Below are 25,230 nucleotides of genomic sequence, written 5' to 3' on the forward strand. Positions count from 1 at the left end.
CTTTCCCGAGGCGCGGTATCCTGCCGGAAAGGCGCGATGCGCACAATGGATTTAACACAGGCCTTACAGCGATTTCACCTGTTAATCACGTAATTTTGTTAACAGGTTGCACTCGCTCACAGTTCCACAGTTGCACCCCGGCAAACCTCCGTCAATGCAGTAAGTTAGCGCTGCGCAATTGTGGCGAGATTCTTGCAGCAAGTTCCATGCCGCCTTTTAAGGCGTTAACAAATTAATCATTAAAAAGGCTGTTAAGCCGGTCACACTTAACACGGTTGCACAAAGTTGCAACATCAGAGATAGTGCTGGCCACGCAGTATGAGCGCTAAAGACAGGAGCAGACAGGTCATGGGCACAACAACAATGGGGGTGAAGCTGGATGAGACCACCCGCGAACGTATTAAACTGGCGGCGCAGAAGGTTGACCGCACGCCACACTGGCTAATTAAACAGGCGATTTTTAACTACCTCGGTCAGCTGGAGAGCGGCGACGCCCTGCCGGAGATCCCTGTGACGACGGGCGCACAGCCGGAGCAGGAGGAGATCGTCCCGGAAGAGACGCACCAGCCGTTCCTCGATTTCGCCGAGCATATTCTGCCGCAGTCGGTGGCGCGTGCCGCCATTACCGCCGCCTGGCGCCGCCCGGAGACCGACGCGGTGCCGATGCTGCTTGAGCAGGCGCGTCTGCCGGCGGCGCTGGCAGAGAAAACACATCAGCTCGCTTACAGCCTTGCCGACAAGCTGCGGCACCAAAAAGGGGCAACCGGACGCGCCGGCATGGTGCAAAGCCTGCTGCAGGAGTTCTCCCTCTCCTCTCAGGAGGGCGTGGCGCTGATGTGCCTGGCGGAAGCGCTGCTGCGCATTCCCGATAAGCCGACGCGCGACGCGCTGATCCGCGACAAAATCAGCAACGGCAACTGGCAGTCGCACCTGGGCCGCAGCCCCTCCCTGTTTGTTAACGCCGCTACCTGGGGTCTGCTGTTTACCGGCCGTCTGGTTTCAACGCACAACGAAGCGAATCTGTCGCGATCGCTGAACCGCATTATCGGCAAGAGCGGCGAGCCGCTGGTGCGCAAAGGCGTCGATATGGCGATGCGCCTGATGGGCGAACAGTTCGTTACCGGCGAAACCATTGCCGAGGCGCTGGCGAACGCGCGCAAGCTGGAGGAGAAAGGCTTCCGCTACTCCTACGATATGCTGGGCGAAGCGGCGCTAACCGCCAGCGACGCCAAAGCCTACCTGGTCTCTTACCAGCAGGCGATCCATGCGATTGGCAAAGCCTCTAATGGCCGCGGCATTTATGAAGGCCCGGGCATCTCCATTAAGCTTTCCGCCCTGCACCCGCGCTACAGCCGCGCGCAGTACGATCGCGTGATGGAAGAGCTCTACCCTATTCTGAAATCCCTGACGCTGCTGGCGCGCACTTACGACATCGGCATCAATATCGACGCCGAAGAGGCGGACCGCCTTGAGCTGTCGCTCGATCTGCTGGAAAAGCTCTGCTTCGAGCCGGAGCTGGAGGGCTGGAACGGCATCGGCTTTGTCATTCAGGCCTATATGAAGCGTTGCCCGTTCGTGATCGACTCGCTGATCGATCTGGCACAGCGCAGCCGTCGCCGCCTGATGATCCGCCTGGTGAAAGGCGCCTACTGGGACAGCGAAATCAAACGCGCCCAGGTGGAAGGCCTCGAAGGCTATCCGGTCTATACCCGCAAGGTCTACACCGATATCTCTTACCTCGCCTGCGCGCGCAAGCTGCTGTTGATGCCGAATCTGATCTACCCGCAGTTCGCCACCCACAACGCCCACACGCTGGCGGCCATCTACCAGCTGGCGGGCAATAACTACTATCCGGGCCAGTATGAGTTCCAGTGCCTGCACGGCATGGGCGAACCGCTCTACGAGCAGGTGGTCGGCAAAGTGGCGGACGGCAAACTCAACCGTCCGTGCCGCATCTATGCGCCGGTCGGCACCCATGAAACCCTGCTCGCCTACCTGGTGCGTCGCCTGCTGGAAAACGGCGCCAATACCTCTTTCGTTAACCGCATCGCCGATACCTCGCTGCCGATTGACGAGCTGGTGGCCGATCCGGTTGTGGCGGTGGAAAAACTGGGGGCGAGCGAAGGGGCGATTGGCCTGCCGCATCCGAAGATCCCCCTGCCGCGCGATCTTTACGGCGCGGGACGCAGCAACGCGGCGGGCATCGATATGGCCAACGAACATCGTCTGGCGTCGCTTTCCAGCGCCCTGCTGAGCAGCGCCGCGCAGCCCTGGCTGGCACAGCCGATTATTGACGGCGAGCTGAGCGACGGCGAAACCCGTCCGGTAATCAATCCGGCTGCGCCGGGCGATATCGTCGGCCAGGTGCGCGAGGCGAGCGAAACGGAGGTGTCGCTGGCGCTGGATGCGGCGGTGAATGCCGGTCCAATCTGGTTCGCGACGCCGCCGGACGAGCGCGCGGCGATCCTCGATCGCGCCGCGCAGCATATGGAAGACGGCATGCAGCAGCTGATCGGCATCCTGGTGCGCGAAGCGGGCAAAACCTATAACAACGCCATCGCCGAAGTGCGCGAAGCGGTCGATTTTCTGCGCTACTACGCCGGCATGGTGCGTAATGATTTCGATAATGAAACGCATCGCCCGCTTGGTCCGGTGGTCTGTATCAGTCCCTGGAACTTCCCGCTGGCGATCTTTACCGGCCAGATCGCGGCCGCGCTGGCGGCGGGCAACAGCGTGCTGGCCAAACCGGCGGAACAGACCCCGCTGATCGCCGCACAGGCGGTGCGCATTCTGCTGGATGCTGGCGTGCCTGCGGGCGTGCTGCAACTGCTGCCGGGCGACGGCGAAACCGTCGGCGCGCAGCTGACGCGCGACGCGCGCGTGCGCGGCGTAATGTTTACCGGCTCTACTGCCGTGGCGACGCTGCTGCAGCGTAATCTGGCTGGCCGCCTCGATCCCCAGGGCCGCCCGACGCCGCTTATCGCCGAAACCGGCGGGCTTAACGCGATGATCGTCGACTCTTCCGCGCTCACTGAACAGGTGGTGGTCGATATTCTCGCCTCGGCATTCGACAGCGCCGGACAGCGCTGCTCGGCGCTGCGTCTGCTCTGCATCCAGGAGGATGTGGCGGATCACACGCTGAAAATGCTGCGCGGCGCGATGGCCGAATGCCGCATGGGCAACCCGGAGCGCCTCTCTACCGATATCGGCCCGGTCATCGACGCTGAGGCGAAGGCGAATATCGAGCGTCATATCCAGGCGATGCGCAACAAAGGCAATGCCGTCTACCAGGCGGTGCAGGATCATCCGGAAGATCGCGCGGAGTGGCAGAGCGGCACCTTTATTAAGCCGACGCTGATCGAGCTCGATCAGGTCAGCGATCTCGACAAAGAGATCTTCGGTCCGGTGCTGCACGTGGTGCGCTTCGCGCGCAATGCGCTGCCGCAGCTGATCGACCAGATCAACGCAGGCGGCTACGGCCTGACGCTGGGCGTGCATACCCGCATCGATGAAACCATCGCGCAGGTCACCGCCAGCGCGAAAGTCGGCAACCTCTACGTGAACCGCAATATGGTGGGCGCCGTGGTTGGCGTGCAGCCGTTCGGCGGCGAAGGACTCTCCGGTACCGGCCCGAAAGCGGGCGGCCCGCTCTATCTTTATCGCCTGCTCTCCAGCCGTCCGGAAACGGCGCTGAGCACCACCTTTGCGCGCCAGGATGCCGAGCGTCCGGCGGACGGCTCGCTGCGTGAGGCGCTGCTGGAGCCGCATAAGGCTCTGGCGGCCTGGGCGCAGCAGGACAAGCCGGAACTGGCTGCGATCTGCCAGCGCTACGCCACGCTGGCGCAGGCGGGCACCGTGCGGCTGCTGACCGGCCCGACCGGCGAGCGCAACACCTTCTCGCTGCTGCCGCGTGAACGCGTGCTCTGCCTCGCCGATAACGAGCAGGACGCGCTGGTGCAGCTGGCGGCGGTGACCAGCGTCGGCAGTCAGGCGCTCTGGCCGGACGATGAGCTGCACCGTACGCTGCGCCAGGCGCTGCCGCAGGCGGTACAGGCGCGCATCGCGCTGGCGAAAGATCTGTTCGCCACCCACTTCGACGCGGTGATCTACCACGGCGACGCCGATCAGCTGCGCACGCTGTGCGAGCAGATCGCGGCGCGCGACGGCGCGATTGTGTCGGTGCAGGGCTTCGCCCGCGGCGATACACAGCTGCTGCTGGAGCGTCTGCTGATTGAGCGCTCGCTGAGCGTCAACACTGCGGCGGCCGGCGGCAACGCCAGCCTGATGACCATCGGTTGATTAATCTCGCCGGCGGATAAGCCGGCATAAAGAGCAAAGCTAAAAAAAAGGCACATCGTAAGATGTGCCTTTTTACTATGTGTGTGCTGTGTGGGAATCTTTGCCCAGTTAAGCCTGATTGCTGTTCAGGATGAGCTGGCCGTTACGGTCCAGCGGGATGCGGGTGCCAGGGTCGTTTTCCATGCGGATTTTGCCCTGCTGGTCGCCTATTTTATAGGTCACGTCATAACCCAGCATCTTTTCTTGCTTATCGTATACCGTTTTGCAGCGCTGCTCTGAGGTGGTGTAGGTGTCGCGATCCTGCAAACCGCCCTGCACCTGGTTGCCGGCGTAGCCGCCCGCCAGCGCGCCTGCGACCGTCGCCACATCGCGTCCCCGTCCGCCGCCGAACTGATGACCCAGCACGCCGCCCGCGACCGCGCCCAGCACCGAACCGGCGATGCGGTTCTCATCCTGTACCGCGCGACGATGGGTCAGCGTCACGTTGCGACATTCCTGACGCGGCTGCTTAATGCTCTCTTTGATTGGCGTCGCTGAAAGCACCTGCGCATACTGCGGACCACGGTCAAATACATCCATGCTGGCAACGGCGGCCACACCCAAAGCGGCAGCCACGCCGATACCGATACCCGCTAACATCGATTTATTCACAGGATTGTCCTCCTGAAGTTGTTACCGTGCATGCGTGCCGCGACGATGTCCACTGTCGCTATGGCACAGAACGGCGTGCACGACCCGCCGTATCATTGCAGGAAGTTTTGCAGATGGTCCGAAATTGCAACATCAGATTAATGGAGGAAAACGCACCGGAAGCGGATCAGGACCAGCTTTTCGGAGAGTTCTGAGCAAGGGGGGCAGCAGAACTTTAATTAATTTGTGTTATGTGTCAGCAGCTTAACAAGCATATGAGAAAAGAAAAGGCGGCTTACGCCGCCTGGGAATCATTAGTGCAGCTTGAGGCGCGGACGGATCACGCGGTTAAGGCTACCTACCAGCATCATCAGGCTAGTCTTGAAATAGCCGTGGAGCGCAATCTGATGCATACGATATAAGGAGATATAGACAAAGCGCGCAATGCGGCCCTCTACCATCATGGAGCCGCGCATCAGGTTGCCCATCAGGCTGCCCACGGTACTGAAGCGCGACAGCGACACCAGCGAGCCGTGATCTTTATAGACGTAGGCTTTCAGCGGCTTGCCGCTACGCTGGGCGAGAATATTCTCCATCGCGCGCGACGCCATCTGGTGTGCCGACTGGGCGCGCGGCGGCACGAATCCGCCTGACGGCAGCGCGCAGGAGGCGCAGTCCCCGATGGCGTAGATATCGTCATCCAGCGTGGTTTGCAGCGTCTCTTTCACCACCAGCTGGTTGATGCGGTTGGTCTCCAACCCGCCAATCTCTTTCAGGAAGTCCGGCGCTTTAATACCCGCCGCCCATACCATCAGATCCGCCTCGATAAATTCGCCGCCTTTGGTGTGCAGGCCATTTTTATCAGCGCTGGTCACCATGGTTTGCGTCAGCACGCGCACGCCCAGCCTGGTTAGCTCGTTGTGCGCGGCGGCGGAGATGCGCAGCGGCAGCGCAGGCAGAATACGCTCGCCCGCCTCCACCAGCGTGACGTTGAGCGCTTCACTGCTCAAACCTTTATAGCCGTAGCTGTGCAGCTGTTTGACCGCGTTGTGCAGCTCGGCTGACAGCTCGACGCCGGTCGCCCCGCCGCCGACAATAGCGATATTGACCTTCTCCAGCCGACCTTCGCTGGCGGAGAACTTCAGGAACTGGTTAAGCATCTCATTGTGAAAACGCCGCGCCTGGTGCGGGTTGTCGAGGAAGATGCAGTGATCTTTTACGCCCGGCGTGCCGAAATCGTTCGAGGTGCTGCCGAGCGCCATCACCAGGGTGTCGTAGGCCACCTCGCGCTGCGGCACCAGCACTTCGCCGTTGTCGTCGCGCATCTCCGCGAGCTCAATGGTTTTGCGCTCGCGGTTGATGTTGGTCAGCGAGCCGAGCTGGAACTGAAAGCCGTGATTGCGCGCGTGCGCCAGATAGCTCAGCGCATCAATGCCTTCGTCCATCGATCCGGTTGCGACTTCGTGCAGCAGCGGCTTCCACAGGTGGCTGTGGTTGCGGTCTACCAGAATAATCTCGGCCTTTTTCTTACGGCCCAGCTTGTGACCGAGCTGCGTTGCCATCTCCAGCCCGCCCGCGCCGCCACCGACAATAACGATTTTTTTCATGGATGTAGTCAACAAGACCCCCTCAAAATTGTGAACCAATAGTTAATCAATGGTTAAATTAAACCTTAATAAACATAGGGTTGGCGAAGTTAAAATCGCTGCTGAGGGCAGAATAGCATGGGCAGGGAAGATGGTCATACCAAAATTGATTTACATCAATTACCAGGCGGTTAACTCAGATTATTACGCAAAAGGTGCAGGCGCCTGACAGGCGCCCGGCTGCTCAACCCAATGTTTTAAAAGCGTTAATGCGCTGGAGATGCGGGGAGAGGCTGCTGAACTTATGGCCTGCGTTATCATCCCAGACAATGTCGTAAAAGGGGCGCAGCGTCTCTGCGCTGCGCTGGCTATCCAACGCCTCGTCGTGGCGCGACAGAAACACCAGGCAGCGATCGCGGTTCTTTTCGCGAAAGTCGCTGACGCACTTAGTGGCGATGTCGAGATACTCTTCAGGCCGGTCAATTTTTCCCTCCATATTTTCGAAGGGAAAAAGATTGGGATTGAAAATCGCCTGGCGAATGCCGCAGAGAAAGCCGATGCGCTCCGCCCAGTAGCCGCCCAGCCCGACGCCGCATATCAGGGGCTTGGCGCCGCCGTGCGTCAGCAGCTTGTCGGTCTCTTTCAGCAGGAACTGCATATCGTGTCTGGGGTGGCGGGTGCTGTAGCCGATCATCCTGACGTCAGGATCGATAAACTGCAGCTGCAGCACCTTTTCATGGTTGCCCGGACTGGTGGAATCGAAACCGTGCAGATAGATAATCATGACACTCCTCAGCGTTGTGCGCGCCAGGAGGAGAGATTACTTTCCTGACGCTTTGTGTTCCAGCCAGCGCGCCTGCAGGTTGCTCAACTGCTGCGCGTTCTGCTTCCAGCGCGCGCTCTGCTGTAGGCTCTGGCGGGTAAAGGTTCCCCGATGGTACAGCCGCGGCACGCGTTCAACACCGATCGCGATCAAATTATCCAGCACGCTGATCGCGCCTGCGCGGTGGTTGCAGACCAGGATCATGTCGCATCCGGCCGAGAGCGACTGCTGCGCACGCTCCGCATAGCTGCCCATGATGGCAGCTCCCTCCATCGACAGATCGTCAGAGAAAATGACGCCGTCAAAGCCCAGCTCTTCCCGCAGCACCCTCTTCAGCCAAAAGGGCGAACCACTGGCGGGTAGCGGATCCACCTCCGTATAGATAACGTGCGCTGGCATGACGGCATCCAGCGCCCCCTCGTCAAACAGCGCCTGGAAGATCGCCATGTCGTGACGACGCAGCGTCTCGAGATCGCGCGGGTCGCGCGGCGTCTCTTTATGCGAGTCGGCACTGACCGCGCCGTGGCCGGGGAAGTGCTTGCCGGTGGTTTTCATGCCCGCCTCATGCATGCCAGCGATAAAGCGGCGCGCCATCGCCAGCGCAATCTGCGGATCCTCATGGAAGGCGCGGTCGCCGATCGCCGCGCTGATGTGGCCGAGGTCCAGCACCGGCGCGAAGCTGATATCGATATCCATGGCGACCATCTCCGCCGCCATCTGCCAGCCCGCCTGCTGCGCCAGCTCGCCGCCGCGTTGCGCGTCGTGCAGCGCCGCGAAAGACTGCATCGCGGGCAGCGTGGTGAAGCCGTCGCGGAAGCGCTGGACGCGTCCGCCCTCCTGGTCGACCGCCACCACCAGCCGCGTGCGCGAGGCGCTGCGGATCTGGCGCACCAGCTCGTTTAGCTGCGCCGGATCGTGGTAGTTGCGCGCAAAGAGGATCACGCCGCCGACGGTAGGATGCCGCAGGATCTCGCGCTCTTCGGCGTCCAGTTCAAAACCTTCGACATCCAGCATCAGCGGGCCGGGAAGTTGTGTCGTCATAATCAGTTCCTGGCGCGGCGCTCTCGCCGCGCGAATTAAAGAGTTTGCCAGCTCTGCCGCGCCAGCTGGCGCAGGGACGCATCGTCGCTCTGCTCGGCGCGCAGCTGATACCAGCTGGCCATCAGCAGCCGCAGCCAGGGCTGCCAGCGCGCAACCTGCCGCGCCAGCGCTGCGGGCGACAGACGCGCCGCCCCGGCATAGGCCTCTAGCCAGCTCTCCGCCCTTTCGGGATCGGCGGCGCACAGTGCCGCCAGCTCGAGAGCCACGTCGCCATCGGCGGCGTACTCCCAGTCAATCAGATGCAGCCCTTGCGCATCGGCAATCAGGTTACCGGCGTGAACATCCATATGCAGCGGCGCCAGCCGCAGCGGCGCGGGTTCGCCCGCCTGCGCCAGTCGACGCAGAGCGCGCTGCCAGCCCAGATGCCGCTGTCGGCAGAGCTGCCAGTAGCGCTGCAGCAGCGGCAGCAGCTGCAGTCGGTAGCCGGTCTGCGGCTGGCGGTGCAGCCGCAGCAGCAGCGCGACCACTTCGTCACGCCGCTGATGAAACCGCTGTGGCGACAGCGGTTCGCCCTCACGCCACGGCAGCAGCAGCAGCTGCGCATCACCCAGCAGGGGCCGCGGCGTCAGGCCGCTGGGGTGCAGCTTGCGCAGCAGGCGGGCCTCGCGCTGGCGATCGACAAAAGGAATCGGCGGCTGCGGCGCAGGGCGCGCGACAAACGCGCCCTGATCGCTTTCCAGTTTACAGCTGTGGCCGGTAAGCCCCTGCAGCGGCGTCAGCCTTTCCGCCGAAATGTCCGGCAGCCGCCCTTGCAGACGCGCCAGCAGTAAGGGATTAATTCTGGGCGACACCTTTGCCTGACCAGATAATCTCGCCGGTCTGCACCAGCATCAGCTGCATCTGCAGCGTCGGGGTTTTTACATCGCCCTGTGCCGTGCTGTAGAGCACATACTGCGCGTTCAGCGTGCGGGCCAGACCGATCGCCTTGCTGCGCGAGTTCAGGCTGTCCTCCGGCGAGAGGCCAAGCGTCTGCTTGGCCTGCGCCAGCTGATCGCTGGTCACCAGCGTAAACTTGCCGTTGTTGGCCAGCGCGTTTTGAATCGCGTCGGTGGCTTTTTCGCTTTGCAACGCGCCGTTGGTGCTGTTTTTAATGCGATCGACCATCAGCACGCTGCCCGGTGCGACACCGTTGGCGGAGCGCAGCATCTGCGCCACCAGCGGCTGCACGCTGGCGTCCCAGTTAATGGTTTTCAGCTTCGGCGGCTGCGGCACCGGCTGCGTCGGCTCTGGTACTGGCTGCGGCTGCGGCTGCGGCACCGGCTGCGGCTGGGTGGGTTCGGCGGGCTGCGTCGGTTCAACGGGCGCAGGCTGCTGCTGCTTAATCACGCAGCCGGAAAGAATGAGCGCCATCAGGAGCGCTCCGGAACGAGGGAGTCGGCGAATCACGTAACAATCCTCAGAGATAAAGGTAGAGACGAACCTTGCTGGCCGTCAGGTTGCCCATTTGGGAAGCGGCGACAATACTGCCGTGCGCCGGAACGGTGACCCGCTGCGCCGGTTCGCCCGGCATAATTTCCAGCCCTTTGTCGTCGTACCAGTAATAACGATAGTGGATCACCACCGGCGTCTCGCGCTGATTATAGAGCACGCTGCGCGCGCGCTGCTGCCCATCCTGCTCATCCACCACCGGCTCATCGGTGATGATGCCGGCAGAGAGCACAGAGGACTCCATCACCAGCGACTGCGACGTATCGATCATCGGTTTATCGCTGCTGCAACCTGCCAGTGTCAGCAGGAGCGGCAGGCTTGTCAGCCATTGACGCATAACTCGCTTCCGTATGGAGGATCAGTCGGCCAGCATCGGACCCAGCGGACGCCCGCCGAGTAAATGCATATGAATGTGATAAACCTCCTGACCGCCGTGACGATTACAGTTAACGATCAGGCGATAGCCATCTTGATCGATGCCCTCGGCGCGCGCGATTTTTGCGGCGACGGTAAACAGTCGGCCTAGCGCCTGCTCGTGGGCGGGCAGCGCGTCATTTGCAGTAGGGATTAACACGTTCGGGACAAGCAAAATATGGGTCGGCGCTTTGGGAGAGATATCGCGAAACGCAGTGACCAGTTCATCCTGATACACCACGTCGGCAGGAATTTCGCGACGGATGATTTTACTGAAAATCGTTTCTTCAGCCATGGTGCATTTCCTTAAGCCTGATGGACAGTCAATCAGTATGCGTGAGGAATTTGTTTTCTTTCAAGCTCAGGACCACTTTTCCCCGATTAACTGCCTGCCTTTGCGCCATTTTCGCCGCTTCTTTTAACTGTGCGCCGCTTCGCAAATTCTCGCCCTGCGCGAGGTTAAAATGAAACACCGTTTCATAAATTAGAAACGCGCCACCCTTTTCTTTGCGTTATTGCCAGCCAGGGACGACGCCTGTCGGAATCGCGAAGGTTTGACCCGCGCTGCGGCTCTACTTTCTATCTATTCCGAGTATGTCGTCCGGATAACAAAGGATGTAATGACTATGGCTATAAAGGAGCATCCGTATGCGCTCACGTAAAATTGGTTTTGGCCACTATCTGGCTTATGGTTCCGGGGATTTTCTCGGCGCAGGCACCACGGCGCTGACTGCCGCCTGGCTGCTCTATTTTTATACCACCTTCTGCGGTCTGACCCCTATCGAAGCAACTTTTATCTTTGCTGCCGCGCGCGTGCTGGACGCGGTGGTCAGCCCGCTGATGGGCTTTCTGACCGATAACTTTGGCTCTACCCGGCTGGGCAAACGCTTTGGCCGCCGCAAATTCTTTATTCTGCTGGGTATTCCCTGCGTCTTCAGCTACAGCCTGATGTGGGTCGGCGATATGAGCTTCTGGTGGTATCTCGCCACCTATCTGCTGTTCGATATTGTCTACACCATGATCCTGGTGCCCTATGAAACGCTGGTGCCGGAGATGACCGATGATTTCAAACAGAAGACCCGCTTCTCCGGCGCGCGTATTGCGCTGGCCCAGCTCTCGGCAATTCTTGCCGCCTTCCTGCCAGGCGTATTAATCGGCGCGCTGGGCAAAGATAACCCGCTCTCGTTTTTCTACGCCAGCCTGGTCTTTTCGGTTATCTGCGCGCTGGTGCTGACGCTGGTCTGGCTCTTTACCTGGGAGCGCGATGCAGACGATTTCTCCGAGGAGTCGCGTCGCGCCGAAGAGGAGAAGCGGCAGCTGTCGCTGATGCAGAGCCTGAAGCGTCTCTATGTCGAGCTCGCCTCCACGCTGCGCATCCGTATTTTCCGTCAGCATCTCGGCATGTATCTGGGCGGCTATATCGCGCAGGATGTCTTTAACGCCGTCTTTACCTGGTATGTGGTGTTCGTCCTGATGCAGAGCGCGCAGATCGCTTCCAACCTGATGGGCACCATGGCGGTGCTGCAGTTTATCGCCGTGATGGGCATGATCCCCCTCTGTATCCGCATGGGGCCGGCACCAGCCTACCGCCTGGTGGTCGCGCTGTTCGGCCTCGCGGCCCTCTCCTATGCCGGTCTCTGGTATGCAGGCATGAATGACAACTTCTCGCTGCTGCTGCTGATCTCCGCGCTGGCAGGCCTGGGACGCGGCGGTATCAACTATGTGCCCTGGAATATCTACACCTATATCGCCGACGTAGATGAGGTGATTACCGGTCAGCGCCGCGAAGGGATTTTCGCCGGCATTATGACCCTGACCCGCAAAGCCTCTCAGGCGGGCGCGGTCATGCTGGTCGGTATCGTGCTGCAGCTCTCCGGCTTCGTCTCCGGACAGGCGACCCAGCCGCCGGGCGTCAGCCATACCATTCTCGGCATCCTTAGCCTCGGCACGCTGTGCGTGCTGGCCTGCGGCTTCCTGATTTCGCTGCGCTTTAAACTCAATCTGCAGACCCACACCGTGCTGCGCGAAGAGACGCTGAAGATGCGCGAAGCTGACCGCGTCCTGCCAGAGCGCATCACGCCGGAGGCGCGCGACATCGTCGAAACCCTGGCCGGCATGCCATATGAGAACCTGTGGGGCAACAACAATATCGGCTTCCTTAACCGTCATAAACCGGCCGCGCCGCCGCTCAGGGCCGCGCGTCCCATCGCTTCTTCCCTTACTACGACCTTGAAACGATAGGAATGAATCATGACTGTATTTCCTGTGAAACAGAGTGCTCTTTTGTGCCAACCAGAATTTCTGCTGCCGCGCCGGGAGCTGTTGCAACTGATTCACAAACTGACGCAAAACCTGGTGAATATCACCGACGAAACGGGGGAGTTTTTACTGCGCCTCGATGACGGGCGCGTGATTGATACCAAAGGCTGGGCGGGCTGGGAGTGGACCCACGGCATCGGGCTCTACGGCATGCTGCACTATTATCAGCAGACCGGCGATCGGCAAACGCTGAGCATTATCGACGACTGGTTTGCCGCGCGTCTTAAGGAAGGGATGCCGACCAAGAACGTCAACACTGTCGCCCCCTTTCTGACGCTCGCTTATCGCTATGAAGAGACCGGCAACGCCGCCTGGCGGCCGGTGCTGGAGCGCTGGGCGGAATGGGTCATGTATGAAATGCCGCGCACGGAACAGGGCGGCCTGCAGCATATCGTCTACAACAACGAAAACCACCAGCAGCTCTGGGACGATACGCTGATGATGAGCGTGATGGCGCTGGCAAAAATCGGCCAGCTGCTGAATCGTCAGGAGTTTATCGAGGAGGCGAGCTATCAGTTTCTGCTACACACGCAATATCTGATGGATCGCCAGACCGGGCTCTGGTTTCACGGCTGGAACTTTGAAGGACGCCATAACTTCGCCAATGCGCGCTGGGCGCGCGGCAACAGCTGGATCACCATTGTGATCCCCGATTTTCTGGAGATGATGAACTGGCCGGAACAGCATGCGACGCGCCGCTTTCTGCTACAGGTGCTGGAGAGCCAGGTGAAAGCGCTGCGCGACTGCCAGCATTCGAGCGGCCTGTGGCATACGCTGCTGGACGATCCCGATAGCTATCTGGAAGCATCGGCGACCGCAGGCTTCGCCTACGGCATTATCAAGGCGGTGCGCAAGCGCTACCTCAGCGCAGATTATCTGCCCACCGGCCTGAACGCGCTGCGCGGCGTGATCGCCAATATCGACGAAGACGGCGAGCTGAAACAGGTTTCGTTCGGCACCGCCATGGGCAGCGACCTCGACTACTACCGCAACGTGCCGCTGACCTCGATGCCCTATGGGCAGGCGATGGCGCTGCTGTGCCTGACGGAATACCTGCGCGTCTATCTCTAATCCCTTGATCGCCGATAAAAAAAAGCCCCGCTTGTGCGGGGCTTTTTTCTTATCACGCATTACATGCTGCGAATGTAATCGTCCATATCGGTTTTCAGGTTATCGGACTTGGTGCCGAAAATCGCTTGAACGCCAGAGCCTGCGACCACCACGCCACGAGCGCCGAGGTTTTTCAGCTCGTTCTGGTTAACCTTGCTGACGTCCGCTACGCTGACGCGCAGACGCGTAATACAGGCATCCAGGTTGGTGATGTTCTCTTTGCCGCCGAAGGCGGAAACCAGCTTGCCCGCCATTTCGCTGCCGGTCGCTGAAGAGGACTCGGTGGTGGTCTCTTCACGGCCTGGCGTTTTCAGGTTCAGCTTCACAATCAGCACGCGGAAAATGGTGTAGTAAACCAGACCGTAAATAATGCCGACGACCGGGAACAACCAGATTTTACTGCTGTTGCCGCTCAGTACGATAAAGTCGATCAGGCCGTGCGAGAAGCTGGTGCCGTCACGCATACCGAGCAGAATACAGATCGGGAACGCCAGACCGGCCAGAATTGCGTGGATCACGTAGAGGATCGGCGCAACGAACATAAATGAGAATTCGATCGGCTCGGTAATACCGGTCAGGAATGCAGTCAGCGCGGCGGAGATCATGATACCGCCCACTTTGGCGCGGTTTTCAGGCTTCGCAGAGTGCCAGATGGCGATTGCCGCCGCCGGCAGGCCGTACATTTTGAACAGGAAGCCGCCAGAGAGTTTGCCCGCCGTCGGATCGCCCGCCATGTAGCGCGGGATATCGCCATGGAAGACCTGACCCGCCGCGTTGGTAAACTCGCCAATCTGCATCTGGAAAGGGACGTTCCAGATATGATGCAGGCCGAAAGGCACCAGCGCACGCTCAACGACGCCATAGATACCGAACGCCACAACCGGGTTTTGATAGGCTGCCCACTGCGAGAACTCCTGAATCGCCGAGCCAATCGGTGGCCAGATAAAGGAGAGCAGCACGCCCAGTACGATCGCCGTCAGGCCAGAGATAATCGGCACAAAACGCTTACCGGCGAAGAAGCCGAGATATTCCGGCAGCTTGATACGGTAGAAGCGGTTGAACATATAGGCCGCTATCGCACCGGCGATAATGCCGCCCAGTACGCCGGTATCCGCCAGATGATGCGCAGCAATCTCCTCAGCGGAGAGATGCAGCACCAGCGGCGCGACCACCGCCATAGTTTTCACCATGATGCCGTACGCCACCACTGACGCCAGCGCGGAGACGCCGTCGTTGTTGGTAAAGCCGAGCGCCACGCCGATAGCGAAGATAAGCGGCATATTAGCAAACACCGAACCGCCCGCTTCCGCCATCACGTGGGAAACGACGGCTGGCAGCCAGCTAAAATTTGCCGAACCAACACCTAATAAAATGCCGGCGATCGGCAGAACCGATACCGGCAGCATGAGCGATTTACCGACCTTTTGCAGGTTCGCAAATGCGTTCTTGAACATAGCCTGAAGCTCCTGAGTATGAGTGCGATTTTGCGCAGTGCGCTGGGTCGCAGGGGAGGATCCGCAACCCGTATGACGGTGACCGCCTTTTAATTATTACGAAGGGTAAAATAAATCCGTCAGCGTTACTTTGACGACTATCACGTTTCCGGGATCGGCTCAGCCTGATATCAGTATATTCCGACTGACAGCGCCCGTTTTACCGCCATAAAAGCGTAGCCCTGCGATACAAAGCAGGGCAATCAGTGGGTATTACCGAATTATTACAGGCTTTGAAATAAACCCTAACCGCCAAGATGGCTCAACGGCACCTTGAAAAGCGTTGAGAAGTTTTGCGTGGTCGCCGAAGCCAGCGTCTCGATATCGACCCCTTTCAGCACGGCGAGATATTCCGCCACGTCGCGCGTATAGGCTGGCTGGTTCTCTTTGCCACGATACGGCACCGGCGCCAGGTAGGGAGAGTCGGTTTCCACCAGCATGCGATCCAGCGGGACATAGCGCGCCGCTTCGCGCAGCTGTTCGGCGTTACGGAAGGTGACGATACCGGAAAAGGAGATATAGAAGCCCATATCAAGCAGCTTCGCCGCCGTCGCCTGATCCTCGGTAAAACAGTGCAGCACGCCACCGCAGCGCTCGACCTGCTCTTCGCGCAGAATCGCCAGCGTATCGTCGCGCGCGTCGCGGGTGTGCACGATAATGGGCTTGTTCAGCGCGATGCCGGTACGGATATGCTCGCGAAACGACGCCTGCTGCTGCGCTTTAGTTTCCTGTTGATAATAGTAGTCGAGGCCGGTTTCGCCCAGCGCCACCACGCGCGGATCGGCGGCCAGACGACGAAACTCCTCGACGTCGTACGGCTCTTCCTGATTCAGCGGGTGCACGCCAACCGAGAGCGCGATATTTTCACGCTCGCCCACCAGCGCCTTCAGGGTATGAAAACCCGGCAGCGTGGTGGCGATTGCCAGCATAAACTTCACGTCGCGCGCGGCGGCCTTGGCCAGCACATCGTCGAGATCGCGATGGTTCTTTTCATAATCCAGGCCATCAAGATGGCAGTGTGAATCCACAATGAACATAAGGTATCTCGTTTGGTCGTTAAGCGACTACGCCGGGCTTGCGTTGATCGGCCCAGCTCAGAAGTCGGTCGGTTAACAGCAGTTCGCGGTTGACGGCGGCTACGTGGATTAGCTCTTCCCGGCACTGCATCCATGCGCGTGCGCTCTCATCCAGCGCGCGGGCGGAAAAGGTCTCTGCCAGCAGCGCGACCACATCCTGACGGTCGGGATTGCTTAGCCAGCGCACGGCGCCCTGCTGCCATTTGATCGCATCCACCAGCAGCGCCATCAGCCAGCTGATGCGCGCGGCAACATCTTCGGCACTAAGCAGCGGCAGCAACAGCAAAATATCCTGCCGCAGCGCGGCCGGCAGCGCGTCACACAGGTTCTGGCGCGCCTGCCAGCGCGCCGGCTCCAGCAGCTGTAACGCCGCCGCAGGCGCGCCCGCGCTGAGGCGCAGCGCGGTCTGCAGCGCGACAGACTCGTGCGGTAGCTGCCTGCCCAACCACTGCAGGCTCTGCGCCTCGTCCGGCGGCGCCAGCGAGAGCGCCATACAGCGGCTGCGCAGCGTGGCCAGCAGACGCGACGATTCGCGACTGCCTAAGAAGAACCAGCTGTTGGCTGGCGGCTCCTCCAGGGTTTTCAACAGCGCGTTAGCCGCCGATTCGCTCAGCTGCGCGGCATCGGGTAGCCAGACCACCTTCGCCCCGCCCTGCTGGGCAAAATGGTAGAGTTTTTCAGTCACCTGACGCACCGCATCGATGCCCAGCGTGCTTTTGCCCTTCTCCGCCTCCAGGCGGTACCAGTCGGGATGCGTCTGCGCCTGCATCAGCTGACAGCCGTGACACTGGCCGCAGCTCTTGAGTCCATCCTTTTGCTGGCACATCAGCCAGCGGCTGACGCCCCATACCAGCGCCTCCTCACCCATGCCGTCAATCGCCTGGATCAGCAGCGCGTGATGCGCGCGTCCCGCCTGATGCTGGCCGATAATGTAGCGGTAGGGCTGATTCAGCCACGGATACCAGTTCATGCCTGCCGATCCAGCCAGCCGCTCAGGGCCGCTTTGATTGCCTGGGTGACGCTGTCGAGCGGCTGCGTGGCATCCACCGTCAGGATGCGATCGTCTTCGGCAGCCAGCGCCAGATAGCGCTCGCGGGTGCGTTCGAAAAAGCGCAGCGACTCCTGCTCGATGCGGTCCAGCTCGCCGCGGGCGCGGGCGCGCTGCAGGCCGATTTCCGGCGTGACGTCGAGGTAAAGCTGAAGGTCGGGGCGAAAATCGCCCAGCACGGCGTCGCGCAATGTGCGCATCAGCCCGGCGTCCAGCCCGCGCCCGCCGCCCTGATAGGCCTGCGAAGAGAGGTCGTGCCGGTCGCCGATGACCCAGGCGCCGCGCGCCAGCGCGGGCTTGATCACCGTATCCACCAGCTGCACGCGGGCGGCGTAGAGCATCAGCAGCTCCGCTTTGTCCGTGACCTGTTCCCCCTCGATGCCCTGCTTCACCAGGATACGCAGCTGCTCCGCCAGCGGCGTGCCGCCCGGCTCGCGGGTGAAGACGATATCCTGAACGCCTCGCTCGCGCAGCGTTTCGACCACTGCCTCGCGCGCCGTGGTTTTTCCGGCGCCTTCCAGGCCTTCAATGACGATAAACTTACTTTTCATCTTTTTCCTTCAGCGTTTGCCGGTAGGCCTGTACCGCCTGGTTATGACTGGCAAGGTTGGTGGTAAAGGTATGACCGCCCTTGCCGTCGGCGACAAAATAGAGGTAATCGGTTTTTTCGGGATGCGCGGCCGCTTCCAGCGAGGCTTTGCTCGGCACGGCTATAGGGCCAGGCGGCAGGCCATTTATGGTATAGGTATTGTAATCGGTCGGCGTCTCGAGGTCTTTACGCGTCAGCGTGCCCGTATACTTCTCCCCCATGCCGTAAATCACCGTCGGATCGGTCTGCAGCTTCATGCCGGTGCGCAGCCGGTTGATAAACACCGAGGCGACACGCGCACGTTCAGCGCTGACGGCGGTCTCTTTTTCAATCACCGAGGCCATGGTGACCATCTCCTGCGGATTTTTATAGGGCAGATTTGGCATGCGATTTTTCCAGATCTGATCCACCAGCGCCGTCATGCGAACGTGCGCGCGCTGCAGCAGCGCGATATCGCTGGTGTTGGCGGTATAGAGGTAGGTATCGGGATAGAAACTGCCTTCCAGCGCCAGCGGATCGATGTTCAGCGTCTTCGCCAGCGTGGCGAACTGATCATCTTTCAGCTGGTGTTTGATATAGGGCGCAGCGCGCAGCTCGGCGAGCCAGTCACGCAGTCGCTGTCCCTCGACCAGACGCAGCGGAAACTGCGCCTCTTTGCCGCTGGCGAGCAGCTGCAGTAGCGCGCGCACCGTCATTCCCCTCTCCAGCCGGTAGGTCCCCGCTTTAAAACGCGCCAGCTCCGGTTCGAGCTTCAGCAGCGGACCGAACCAGACGCTTTGCGGGATCAGGTGCTGGCTCTCCAGCTGCGCCTCCAGCGCCACGCGGCCGGTGCCCGCGGGTAAGGTATAGATTGTTTCCTGGTCAATGGTTAACGGCCTTGCGGCGAAGCGCTGGATTTGCCAGTAGCTATAGGCCGCCGCCAGTACCAGAATCACCGCGATAACGGCGAAAAATTTTTTTGTTCGACTCATTTTGCTTCCATTAAATAGCAGCTGTGCTGTAACCGGTGGTAAAGCGCGCGCGCGCTGAACGCCTTGCCGTCCAGCTCTCGTACCGGTAAAACCGGCATCAGGGCATTGCAGATGACGATTTCGTCGGCCATCTGCAGCTGCGCCGCTTCACAGCGCACTACATCGCAGCGCAGGCCTGCAGCGGCCAGCTGCGCCATCAGATAGCGCCGCATCACGCCGTCGACGCCAGCGTGCGTCAGGTCGGGCGTAAAAACGCGCTCGCCCTGCCGCCAGAATAAATTGGCCGCACAGCATTCCACCACGTAGCCCGCAGTGTCAAGCACCAGCGCCTCGTCGGCATCGCTCTGATCGAGATGCGCGCGGATCATCACCTGTTCCAGACGATTCAGGTGCTTGATGCCCGCCAGCAGCGGGTTCTGCGCCAGCCGCACCGGACTGGTCTGCAGCCTGACGCCCAGCGTTTGCAGCGGCTGATAGTGGTGTGGCCAGGGCGCAACCGAGACAATACGCGTGACGCCGCTGCTGCCTTTGCGGCTGTAGCCGCGTCCGCCAGCGCTGGCGCTGAGAATAACTTTCAGCACCGCCTGGGCGTGCGGCTCTGCAGCCGTGCGCATCTCCATCTCCAGCTGCGCCCAGTCGGCGTCGGGCATCATCAGGCGTTCACATCCCTCGCGCAGACGCTGCAGGTGCGCCGTCAGCAGCTGAATGCGGCCGTTGTGCACCGCTGCCGTGGTAAAGCAGCCGTCACCGAACTGCGTCGCGCGATCGCTGACAGGCAGCGTGCGCTGCTCCGTTCCATTTATCCACATGAGGCTCTCCCGCAAGCTAAAGCGCTATGGTAGCGCGTTGTGGTGTGATAATCCGTTTCAAGGCCTTTCCAGATAGAAAAAAGGCCCGCATTTGCGGGCCTTTTGCCAGAACGTGAATCGTCAGATTTTACGGAAAATCAATGAGCCGTTCGTGCCGCCGAAGCCGAAGGAGTTACACAGCGTGTACTCCAGACCGCTCACCTGACGCGCGGTGTGCGGCACGAAGTCGAGATCGCAGCCCTCATCCGGATTGTCCAGGTTAATGGTCGGCGGAACCGCCTGGTCGCGCAGCGCCAGAATCGAGTAGATTGACTCTACCGCGCCTGCCGCGCCCAGCAGATGGCCGGTCATTGATTTGGTCGAGCTGACCATAACGCTTTTCGCCGAGGCGCCGAAAATCGTTTTTACCGCCTGCGCTTCCGCTTTGTCACCCGCCGGCGTAGAGGTGCCGTGCGCGTTGACGTAACCGATCTGCTCTGCCGACAGCTGCGCATCGCGCAGCGCATTTTCCATCGCCAGCGCGGCGCCAGCACCATTTTCCGGCGGCGACGTCATATGGTAAGCATCGCTGCTCATGCCAAAGCCGACAATTTCCGCATAGATTTTCGCGCCGCGCTTTTTCGCGTGCTCATACTCTTCCAGCACGATAATGCCCGCGCCGTCGCCCAGCACGAAGCCGTCACGATCTTTATCCCACGGGCGGCTTGCCGCCTGCGGGTTATCGTTGCGCGTAGAGAGCGCGCGCGCAGCGCCGAAGCCGCCCACGCCCAGCGGGGTGCTGGCTTTCTCTGCGCCACCCGCCAGCATCACGTCAGCATCGTTATAGGCGATGATACGCGCCGCATGACCGATGTTGTGCACGCCAGACGTACAGGCAGTAGCGATAGAGATGCTGGGACCTTTCATGCCATACATAATCGTCAGATGACCGGCGATCATATTTACGATGGTGGAAGGCACAAAGAACGGACTGATTTTGCGCGGACCGCCGTTGACCAGCGAGGTATGGTTCTCTTCGATCAGACCCAGTCCGCCGATGCCGGAACCAATTGCCGCGCCGATGCGTCCAGCGTTTTCTTCGGTCACGACCAGACCCGAATCCTGCATAGCCTGCACGCCGGCAACAATACCGTATTGGATGAACTCATCCATCTTGCGCTGATCTTTGCGCGAGATAATTTCATCACAATTAAAATCTTTTACGATGCCAGCAAAACGGGTTGCGTAGGCACTCGTATCAAAATGGTCGATCAGGTTAATGCCGCTCTGACCGGCAAGGAGAGCACTCCAGGTAGACTCTACGGTTTTGCCGACAGGAGACAACATGCCAAGACCGGTCACAACTACACGACGCTTAGACACGTTCGTCCTCCAGGGAGGGGAAATAAAAACTCTAAGGAACTAGCATAAAACTCAGGCGGTCGAGCGACCGCCTGAAGATATTCATTAGCCTTGGTGGCTATTGATGTAATCGATCGCTGCCTGAACGGTAGTGATTTTCTCAGCTTCTTCGTCTGGAATTTCAGTATCAAACTCTTCTTCCAGAGCCATTACCAGCTCAACGGTGTCAAGAGAATCAGCACCCAGGTCTTCAACGAAAGATGCAGAGTTAGTTACTTCGTCCTCTTTCACACCCAGCTGCTCAGCAATGATTTTCTTAACGCGTTGTTCGATATCGCTCATACTATTTAATTTCCTATCAAAACTCGCTTTCGCGATGGTTTTCGTAGTGTATAAAATGTTGAAAAAGATGCAACAAAATCCCGGCTGGTCGAACCACGATTTTACGCTATTTTGCGGTTTTTACCGCAAATAATGCAAATGATTTCGTGATTATCAGACCATGTACATGCCGCCATTGACGTGCAGCGTTTCACCCGTGATGTAGGCTGCTTCGTCAGAGGCTAAGAATGCAACAGCATTGGCGATTTCCTGCGCGTCGCCTAAACGACCTGCTGGAACCTGCGTCAAAATGCCGGAACGTTGATCTTCGCTCAGTGCACGCGTCATGTCCGTCTCGATAAAGCCCGGAGCCACGACGTTTACGGTAATGCCACGTGACGCAACTTCGCGCGCCAGTGATTTGCTAAAGCCAATCAAACCCGCCTTGGCTGCTGCGTAGTTTGCCTGGCCCGCGTTGCCCATGGTGCCAACAACGGAACCGATGGTAATGATACGACCCACGCGTTTTTTCATCATGGCGCGCAATACCGCCTTGGAAAGACGGAAGACCGACGTCAGGTTGGTATCAAGGATATCCGCCCACTCGTCGTCTTTCATGCGCATCAACAGATTGTCACGCGTAATGCCTGCATTATTGACCAAAATGTCTACTTCGCCAAATTCTGCGCGAACCTTCTCCAGCACGCTGTCGATCGATGCGGAATCGGTCACATTCAGCAGCAGACCTTTGCCGTTATCGCCGAGGTAAGCGCTGATGGCTTCCGCGCCGCTTTCGCTGGTCGCGGTGCCGATAACTTTCGCGCCGCGCGCGACCAGCGTTTCAGCGATCGCGCGGCCAATGCCGCGGCTCGCGCCTGTTACCAGCGCAACTTTACCTTCAAAGCTCATGTTTATCCTCTTATTCCTGTTCAAGTGCTGCAGAAAGCGACGTCGGGTCGTTGACCGCTGTCGCCGTCAGGCTGTCCACGATACGTTTGGTCAGACCCGTCAGCACTTTACCCGGCCCCATTTCCAGCAGTTGGGTAACGCCCTGCGACGCCATAAATTCTACGCTCTCGGTCCAGCGAACCGGGCTGTAAAGCTGGCGTACCAGCGCATGACGAATCGCAGCCGCGTCGCTTTCGCATTTTACGTCAACGTTGTTTACCACTGGAACGGACGGCGCGTTAAACGCTATCTTTTCCAGCGCTACCGCCAGTTTGTCTGCGGCAGGCTTCATCAGCGCGCAGTGCGATGGCACGCTCACCGGCAGCGGCAGCGCGCGCTTGGCGCCTGCGGCTTTACAGGCTGCGCCCGCGCGTTCAACCGCTTCTTTATTTCCGGCGATGACCACCTGGCCCGGCGAGTTAAAGTTAACCGGCGAAACCACCTGGCCCTGCGCGCTCTCTTCGCAGGCTTTGCGAATCGAGGCGTCGTCGAGACCGATAATCGCCTGCATCGCGCCGGTGCCTTCCGGTACCGCTTCCTGCATCAGCTTGCCGCGCAGCTCCACCAGCTTGATGGCGTCGGCGAAATCAAGCACGCCAGCGCAAACCAGCGCAGAGTATTCGCCAAGGCTGTGACCAGCCATTAGCGCAGGCTGCGCACCGCCCTGCTGCTGCCAGACGCGATAGATCGCCACGGAAGCGGCCAGCAGCGCAGGCTGCGTCTGCCAGGTTTTGTTGAGTTCTTCAGCCGGGCCAGCGCTGACCAGCTGCCACAGATCGTATCCCAGCGCGTCAGACGCTTCGCGGAAGGTCGCTTCCACCAGCGGAAAGGCCGCCGCCAGCTCAGAGAGCATGCCGACGGTCTGTGATCCCTGACCGGGAAAAACAAAGGCAAATTGCGTCATCTTTCTTTCCTGTGAATCAAAAGCGAACCAGTGCGGAACCCCAGGTGAACCCGCCACCAAAGGCTTCCAGCAGAATCAGTTGTCCGGGTTTGATACGGCCATCGCGCACGGCTTCATCCAGCGCGCTGGGCACCGACGCCGCCGAGGTATTGCCGTGACGGTCCAGCGTGACCACCACTTTATCCATGCCCATGCCAAGTTTTTTCGCCGTCGCGCTGATGATGCGCAGGTTCGCCTGATGCGGCACCAGCCAGTCGAGCATCTCGCGATCGAGATTATTGGCCTGGAGGGTTTCGTCAACGATGTGCGCCAGCTCGGTTACCGCTACCTTGAACACTTCGTTGCCGGCCATGGTGAGATAGGCTGGCTCGTCCTGGCTGGCACGGTTCTGATAGGGCAGCGTCAGCAGCTGGCCGTAGCGGCCGTCGGCGTGCAGATGCGTAGAGATAATGCCCTGCTCTTCGCTCGCGCCTAATACCACCGCGCCCGCGCCGTCGCCGAACAGAATAATGGTGCCGCGATCGTTCGGATCGAGGGTGCGCGCCAGCACGTCGGAGCCAATCACCAGCGCATGCTTTACCGCACCGTTTTTAATGTACTGGTCCGCGACGCTCAGCGCATAGGTAAAGCCTGCACAGGCGGCCGCGAGATCGAAGGCGGCGCAGTCGTTGATGCCCAGCATCTGCTGGATCATGCAGGCCGAGCTGGGAAAAGCGTGGCTGGACGAGGTGGTGGCGACGATAATCAGTCCGATGTCGCCTGCGTCTACGCCCGCCATCTCCAGCGCGCGCTGCGCGGCCGCGAAGCCCATGCTGGCGACGGTTTCGTCCGGGGCAGCAATGCGGCGCTCGCGGATGCCGGTGCGGGTTACAATCCACTCGTCCGACGTCTCCACCATTTTTTCCAGATCTGCGTTCGAACGCACCTGGCTAGGCAAATAGCTGCCCGTACCGATAATTTTGGTAAACATCTAGGCTTTGTCACTCCTGGCTAATACAGCATCAAGACGCGCGGCGATTCGTTCGGGAACCTGCCGTCGCACCGCCTGCTCTGCCTGTTCTATCGCCACGGCAAAGGCGCGTTGATTGGCCGCGCCATGGCTTTTGATCACTGTTCCGCGCAATCCTAACAGACAAGCGCCATTGTACTGGTCGGGGTTGAGATGCCCGAAGCGCTGCGCCAGACGTTTCTGAATCCAGCGCCCCAGCAGCTTCAGCCACCATGACCTTTTTTTGCCCTCCCCTGAAGACTTCAGCAGGGAAAGGAACATTCTTACCACGCCTTCCATGGTTTTCAGCGTGACGTTGCCGACGAAACCGTCACACACCAGCACATCTGTCTTGCCGGTAAGCAGGTCATTGCCTTCCAGGTAACCAATATAGTTAATCTGCCCGGACGCTTTCAGCATGCTGGCGGCGCCGCGTATGCTCTCCAGCCCTTTGGTCTCTTCCTGACCAATATTGAGCAGCGCGACGCGGGGATTGGGGATCGCTAACACCTCTTCCGCCATCACCGCGCCCATTACGGCAAACTGCACCAGCATCTCGCTGTCGGAGTCCACGTTGGCGCCTAAATCGAGCACCACCGTTTTGCCGCGCTGCTGATGCGGCAGCACGGTCATCAACGCCGGGCGTTCAATGCCGTCCAGCGGTTTTAACATTAATTTCGCCAGCCCCATCAGGGCGCCGGTGTTACCAGCGCTGACGCAGGCCTGGGCTCGTCCCTCTTTCACCAACTCCAGCGCAACACGCATTGAGCTGCCGCGACTGGCGCGAATAGCCTGAGAGGGCCGCGCATCGCTTGCAATAACTGACTCCGCAGGAATAACCTGCAAACGTTCTGTTAGCGAGGAATCCGCTTTGGCAAGCAATGGAGTGATATTGTCGGGAATGCCGACCAGAAGGAGATTGAGATGCGAATGAGAGGCCAGTGCCTGCAAAGCTGCAGGCACTGTCACGCAGGGACCGAAATCCCCGCCCATGGCATCAATAGCCAGGGTCAAACGTGTCAAAGTATCACC

At 59.9% G+C, this 25,230-nt stretch carries 23 protein-coding genes; 3 read left to right on the forward strand and 20 right to left on the reverse strand.

Annotation, left to right across the window (positions count from 1 at the left end; all coding sequences use genetic code 11):
- The first annotated feature begins 348 nt into the window (after positions 1-348).
- Complete coding sequence (gene putA, locus Q9R34_RS05720) at positions 349-4,299, forward strand: trifunctional transcriptional regulator/proline dehydrogenase/L-glutamate gamma-semialdehyde dehydrogenase (protein WP_485892736.1); 3,951 nt, start codon at positions 349-351, stop codon at positions 4,297-4,299.
- Positions 4,300-4,407: 108 nt separating this feature from the next.
- Here putA and Q9R34_RS05725 read toward each other — a convergent pair whose 3' ends face one another.
- The 8 genes from Q9R34_RS05725 to hinT form a co-directional block, all read right to left on the reverse strand.
- Positions 4,408-4,950 carry a glycine zipper 2TM domain-containing protein gene (locus tag Q9R34_RS05725; protein WP_033750889.1) on the reverse strand — a complete coding sequence of 181 codons (543 nt, stop codon included), beginning with the start codon at positions 4,948-4,950 and terminating at the stop codon, positions 4,408-4,410.
- A gap of 293 nt (positions 4,951-5,243) precedes the next feature.
- A complete protein-coding gene (locus tag Q9R34_RS05730) occupies positions 5,244-6,548 on the reverse strand; it encodes an NAD(P)/FAD-dependent oxidoreductase (protein ID WP_485892738.1) in 1,305 nt (434 codons plus the stop codon).
- A gap of 211 nt (positions 6,549-6,759) precedes the next feature.
- Positions 6,760-7,299 (reverse strand): alpha/beta hydrolase YcfP, encoded by a 540-nt coding sequence (gene ycfP / locus Q9R34_RS05735; protein WP_485892740.1) that lies wholly within the window; start codon positions 7,297-7,299, stop codon positions 6,760-6,762.
- A 36-nt stretch (positions 7,300-7,335) separates the two neighbouring features.
- Positions 7,336-8,379 (reverse strand): beta-N-acetylhexosaminidase, encoded by a 1,044-nt coding sequence (nagZ, locus tag Q9R34_RS05740; RefSeq protein WP_485892741.1) that lies wholly within the window; start codon positions 8,377-8,379, stop codon positions 7,336-7,338.
- Positions 8,380-8,414: 35 nt separating this feature from the next.
- Complete coding sequence (gene thiK / locus Q9R34_RS05745; RefSeq protein ID WP_485892852.1) at positions 8,415-9,194, reverse strand: thiamine kinase; 780 nt, start codon at positions 9,192-9,194, stop codon at positions 8,415-8,417.
- A gap of 19 nt (positions 9,195-9,213) precedes the next feature.
- Entirely contained in the window at positions 9,214-9,825 is a 612-nt protein-coding gene (gene lpoB / locus Q9R34_RS05750) for a penicillin-binding protein activator LpoB (protein ID WP_485892742.1), read from the reverse strand.
- Positions 9,826-9,835: 10 nt separating this feature from the next.
- Positions 9,836-10,204 (reverse strand): YcfL family putative periplasmic lipoprotein, encoded by a 369-nt coding sequence (locus Q9R34_RS05755; protein ID WP_434124667.1) that lies wholly within the window; start codon positions 10,202-10,204, stop codon positions 9,836-9,838.
- A 21-nt stretch (positions 10,205-10,225) separates the two neighbouring features.
- The gene (gene hinT, locus Q9R34_RS05760; RefSeq protein ID WP_485892743.1) at positions 10,226-10,576 is read right to left on the reverse strand and encodes a purine nucleoside phosphoramidase; all 351 of its coding nucleotides are present in this window, start codon (positions 10,574-10,576) and stop codon (positions 10,226-10,228) included.
- A 353-nt stretch (positions 10,577-10,929) separates the two neighbouring features.
- On the opposite strand from hinT, the gene Q9R34_RS05765 reads away from it, so the two are divergent.
- Positions 10,930-12,522: an MFS transporter gene (locus Q9R34_RS05765; protein WP_485892744.1), complete on the forward strand. Its 1,593-nt coding sequence runs from the start codon at positions 10,930-10,932 to the stop codon at positions 12,520-12,522.
- 9 nt (positions 12,523-12,531) lie between these two features.
- Complete coding sequence (bglB, locus tag Q9R34_RS05770; RefSeq protein ID WP_485892745.1) at positions 12,532-13,671, forward strand: beta-galactosidase BglB; 1,140 nt, start codon at positions 12,532-12,534, stop codon at positions 13,669-13,671.
- 59 nt (positions 13,672-13,730) lie between these two features.
- Here the strand turns inward: bglB and ptsG are convergent, their stop codons facing one another.
- The 12 genes from ptsG to plsX form a co-directional block, all read right to left on the reverse strand.
- Positions 13,731-15,164, reverse strand: a complete 1,434-nt coding sequence (ptsG, locus tag Q9R34_RS05775) for a PTS glucose transporter subunit IIBC (protein ID WP_434124661.1) — start codon at positions 15,162-15,164, stop codon at positions 13,731-13,733.
- Between the two features lie 284 nt (positions 15,165-15,448).
- Entirely contained in the window at positions 15,449-16,240 is a 792-nt protein-coding gene (locus tag Q9R34_RS05780; RefSeq protein WP_434124660.1) for a metal-dependent hydrolase, read from the reverse strand.
- Positions 16,241-16,259: 19 nt separating this feature from the next.
- Positions 16,260-17,249, reverse strand: a complete 990-nt coding sequence (gene holB / locus Q9R34_RS05785) for a DNA polymerase III subunit delta' (protein ID WP_485892747.1) — start codon at positions 17,247-17,249, stop codon at positions 16,260-16,262.
- Positions 17,246-17,878, reverse strand: a complete 633-nt coding sequence (gene tmk / locus Q9R34_RS05790; RefSeq protein WP_485892749.1) for a dTMP kinase — start codon at positions 17,876-17,878, stop codon at positions 17,246-17,248. Before tmk ends, holB begins: the two co-directional genes overlap by 4 nt.
- Entirely contained in the window at positions 17,868-18,887 is a 1,020-nt protein-coding gene (mltG, locus tag Q9R34_RS05795) for an endolytic transglycosylase MltG (protein WP_485892750.1), read from the reverse strand. The genes tmk and mltG overlap by 11 nt, the downstream gene beginning before the upstream one ends.
- Positions 18,884-19,696: an aminodeoxychorismate lyase gene (pabC, locus tag Q9R34_RS05800; protein ID WP_485892751.1), complete on the reverse strand. Its 813-nt coding sequence runs from the start codon at positions 19,694-19,696 to the stop codon at positions 18,884-18,886. Before pabC ends, mltG begins: the two co-directional genes overlap by 4 nt.
- A 120-nt stretch (positions 19,697-19,816) precedes the next feature.
- The gene (fabF, locus tag Q9R34_RS05805) at positions 19,817-21,058 is read right to left on the reverse strand and encodes a beta-ketoacyl-ACP synthase II (protein WP_434124655.1); all 1,242 of its coding nucleotides are present in this window, start codon (positions 21,056-21,058) and stop codon (positions 19,817-19,819) included.
- Positions 21,059-21,142: 84 nt separating this feature from the next.
- Positions 21,143-21,379, reverse strand: coding sequence for an acyl carrier protein (gene acpP / locus Q9R34_RS05810; protein ID WP_025901771.1), 237 nt, complete (start codon positions 21,377-21,379; stop codon positions 21,143-21,145).
- Between the two features lie 153 nt (positions 21,380-21,532).
- The gene (gene fabG / locus Q9R34_RS05815; RefSeq protein ID WP_434124654.1) at positions 21,533-22,267 is read right to left on the reverse strand and encodes a 3-oxoacyl-ACP reductase FabG; all 735 of its coding nucleotides are present in this window, start codon (positions 22,265-22,267) and stop codon (positions 21,533-21,535) included.
- A 10-nt stretch (positions 22,268-22,277) separates the two neighbouring features.
- Positions 22,278-23,210 carry an ACP S-malonyltransferase gene (gene fabD, locus Q9R34_RS05820; protein ID WP_434124653.1) on the reverse strand — a complete coding sequence of 311 codons (933 nt, stop codon included), beginning with the start codon at positions 23,208-23,210 and terminating at the stop codon, positions 22,278-22,280.
- 16 nt (positions 23,211-23,226) lie between these two features.
- Positions 23,227-24,180, reverse strand: a complete 954-nt coding sequence (locus Q9R34_RS05825) for a beta-ketoacyl-ACP synthase III (RefSeq protein WP_434124652.1) — start codon at positions 24,178-24,180, stop codon at positions 23,227-23,229.
- Complete coding sequence (gene plsX / locus Q9R34_RS05830) at positions 24,181-25,221, reverse strand: phosphate acyltransferase PlsX (RefSeq protein ID WP_434124651.1); 1,041 nt, start codon at positions 25,219-25,221, stop codon at positions 24,181-24,183. It lies immediately after the preceding gene.
- Positions 25,222-25,230 lie beyond the last annotated feature (9 nt).

The sequence above is a fragment of the Enterobacter sp. BRE11 genome, assembly GCF_031844285.1.
GTDB lineage: Bacteria > Pseudomonadota > Gammaproteobacteria > Enterobacterales > Enterobacteriaceae > Pantoea.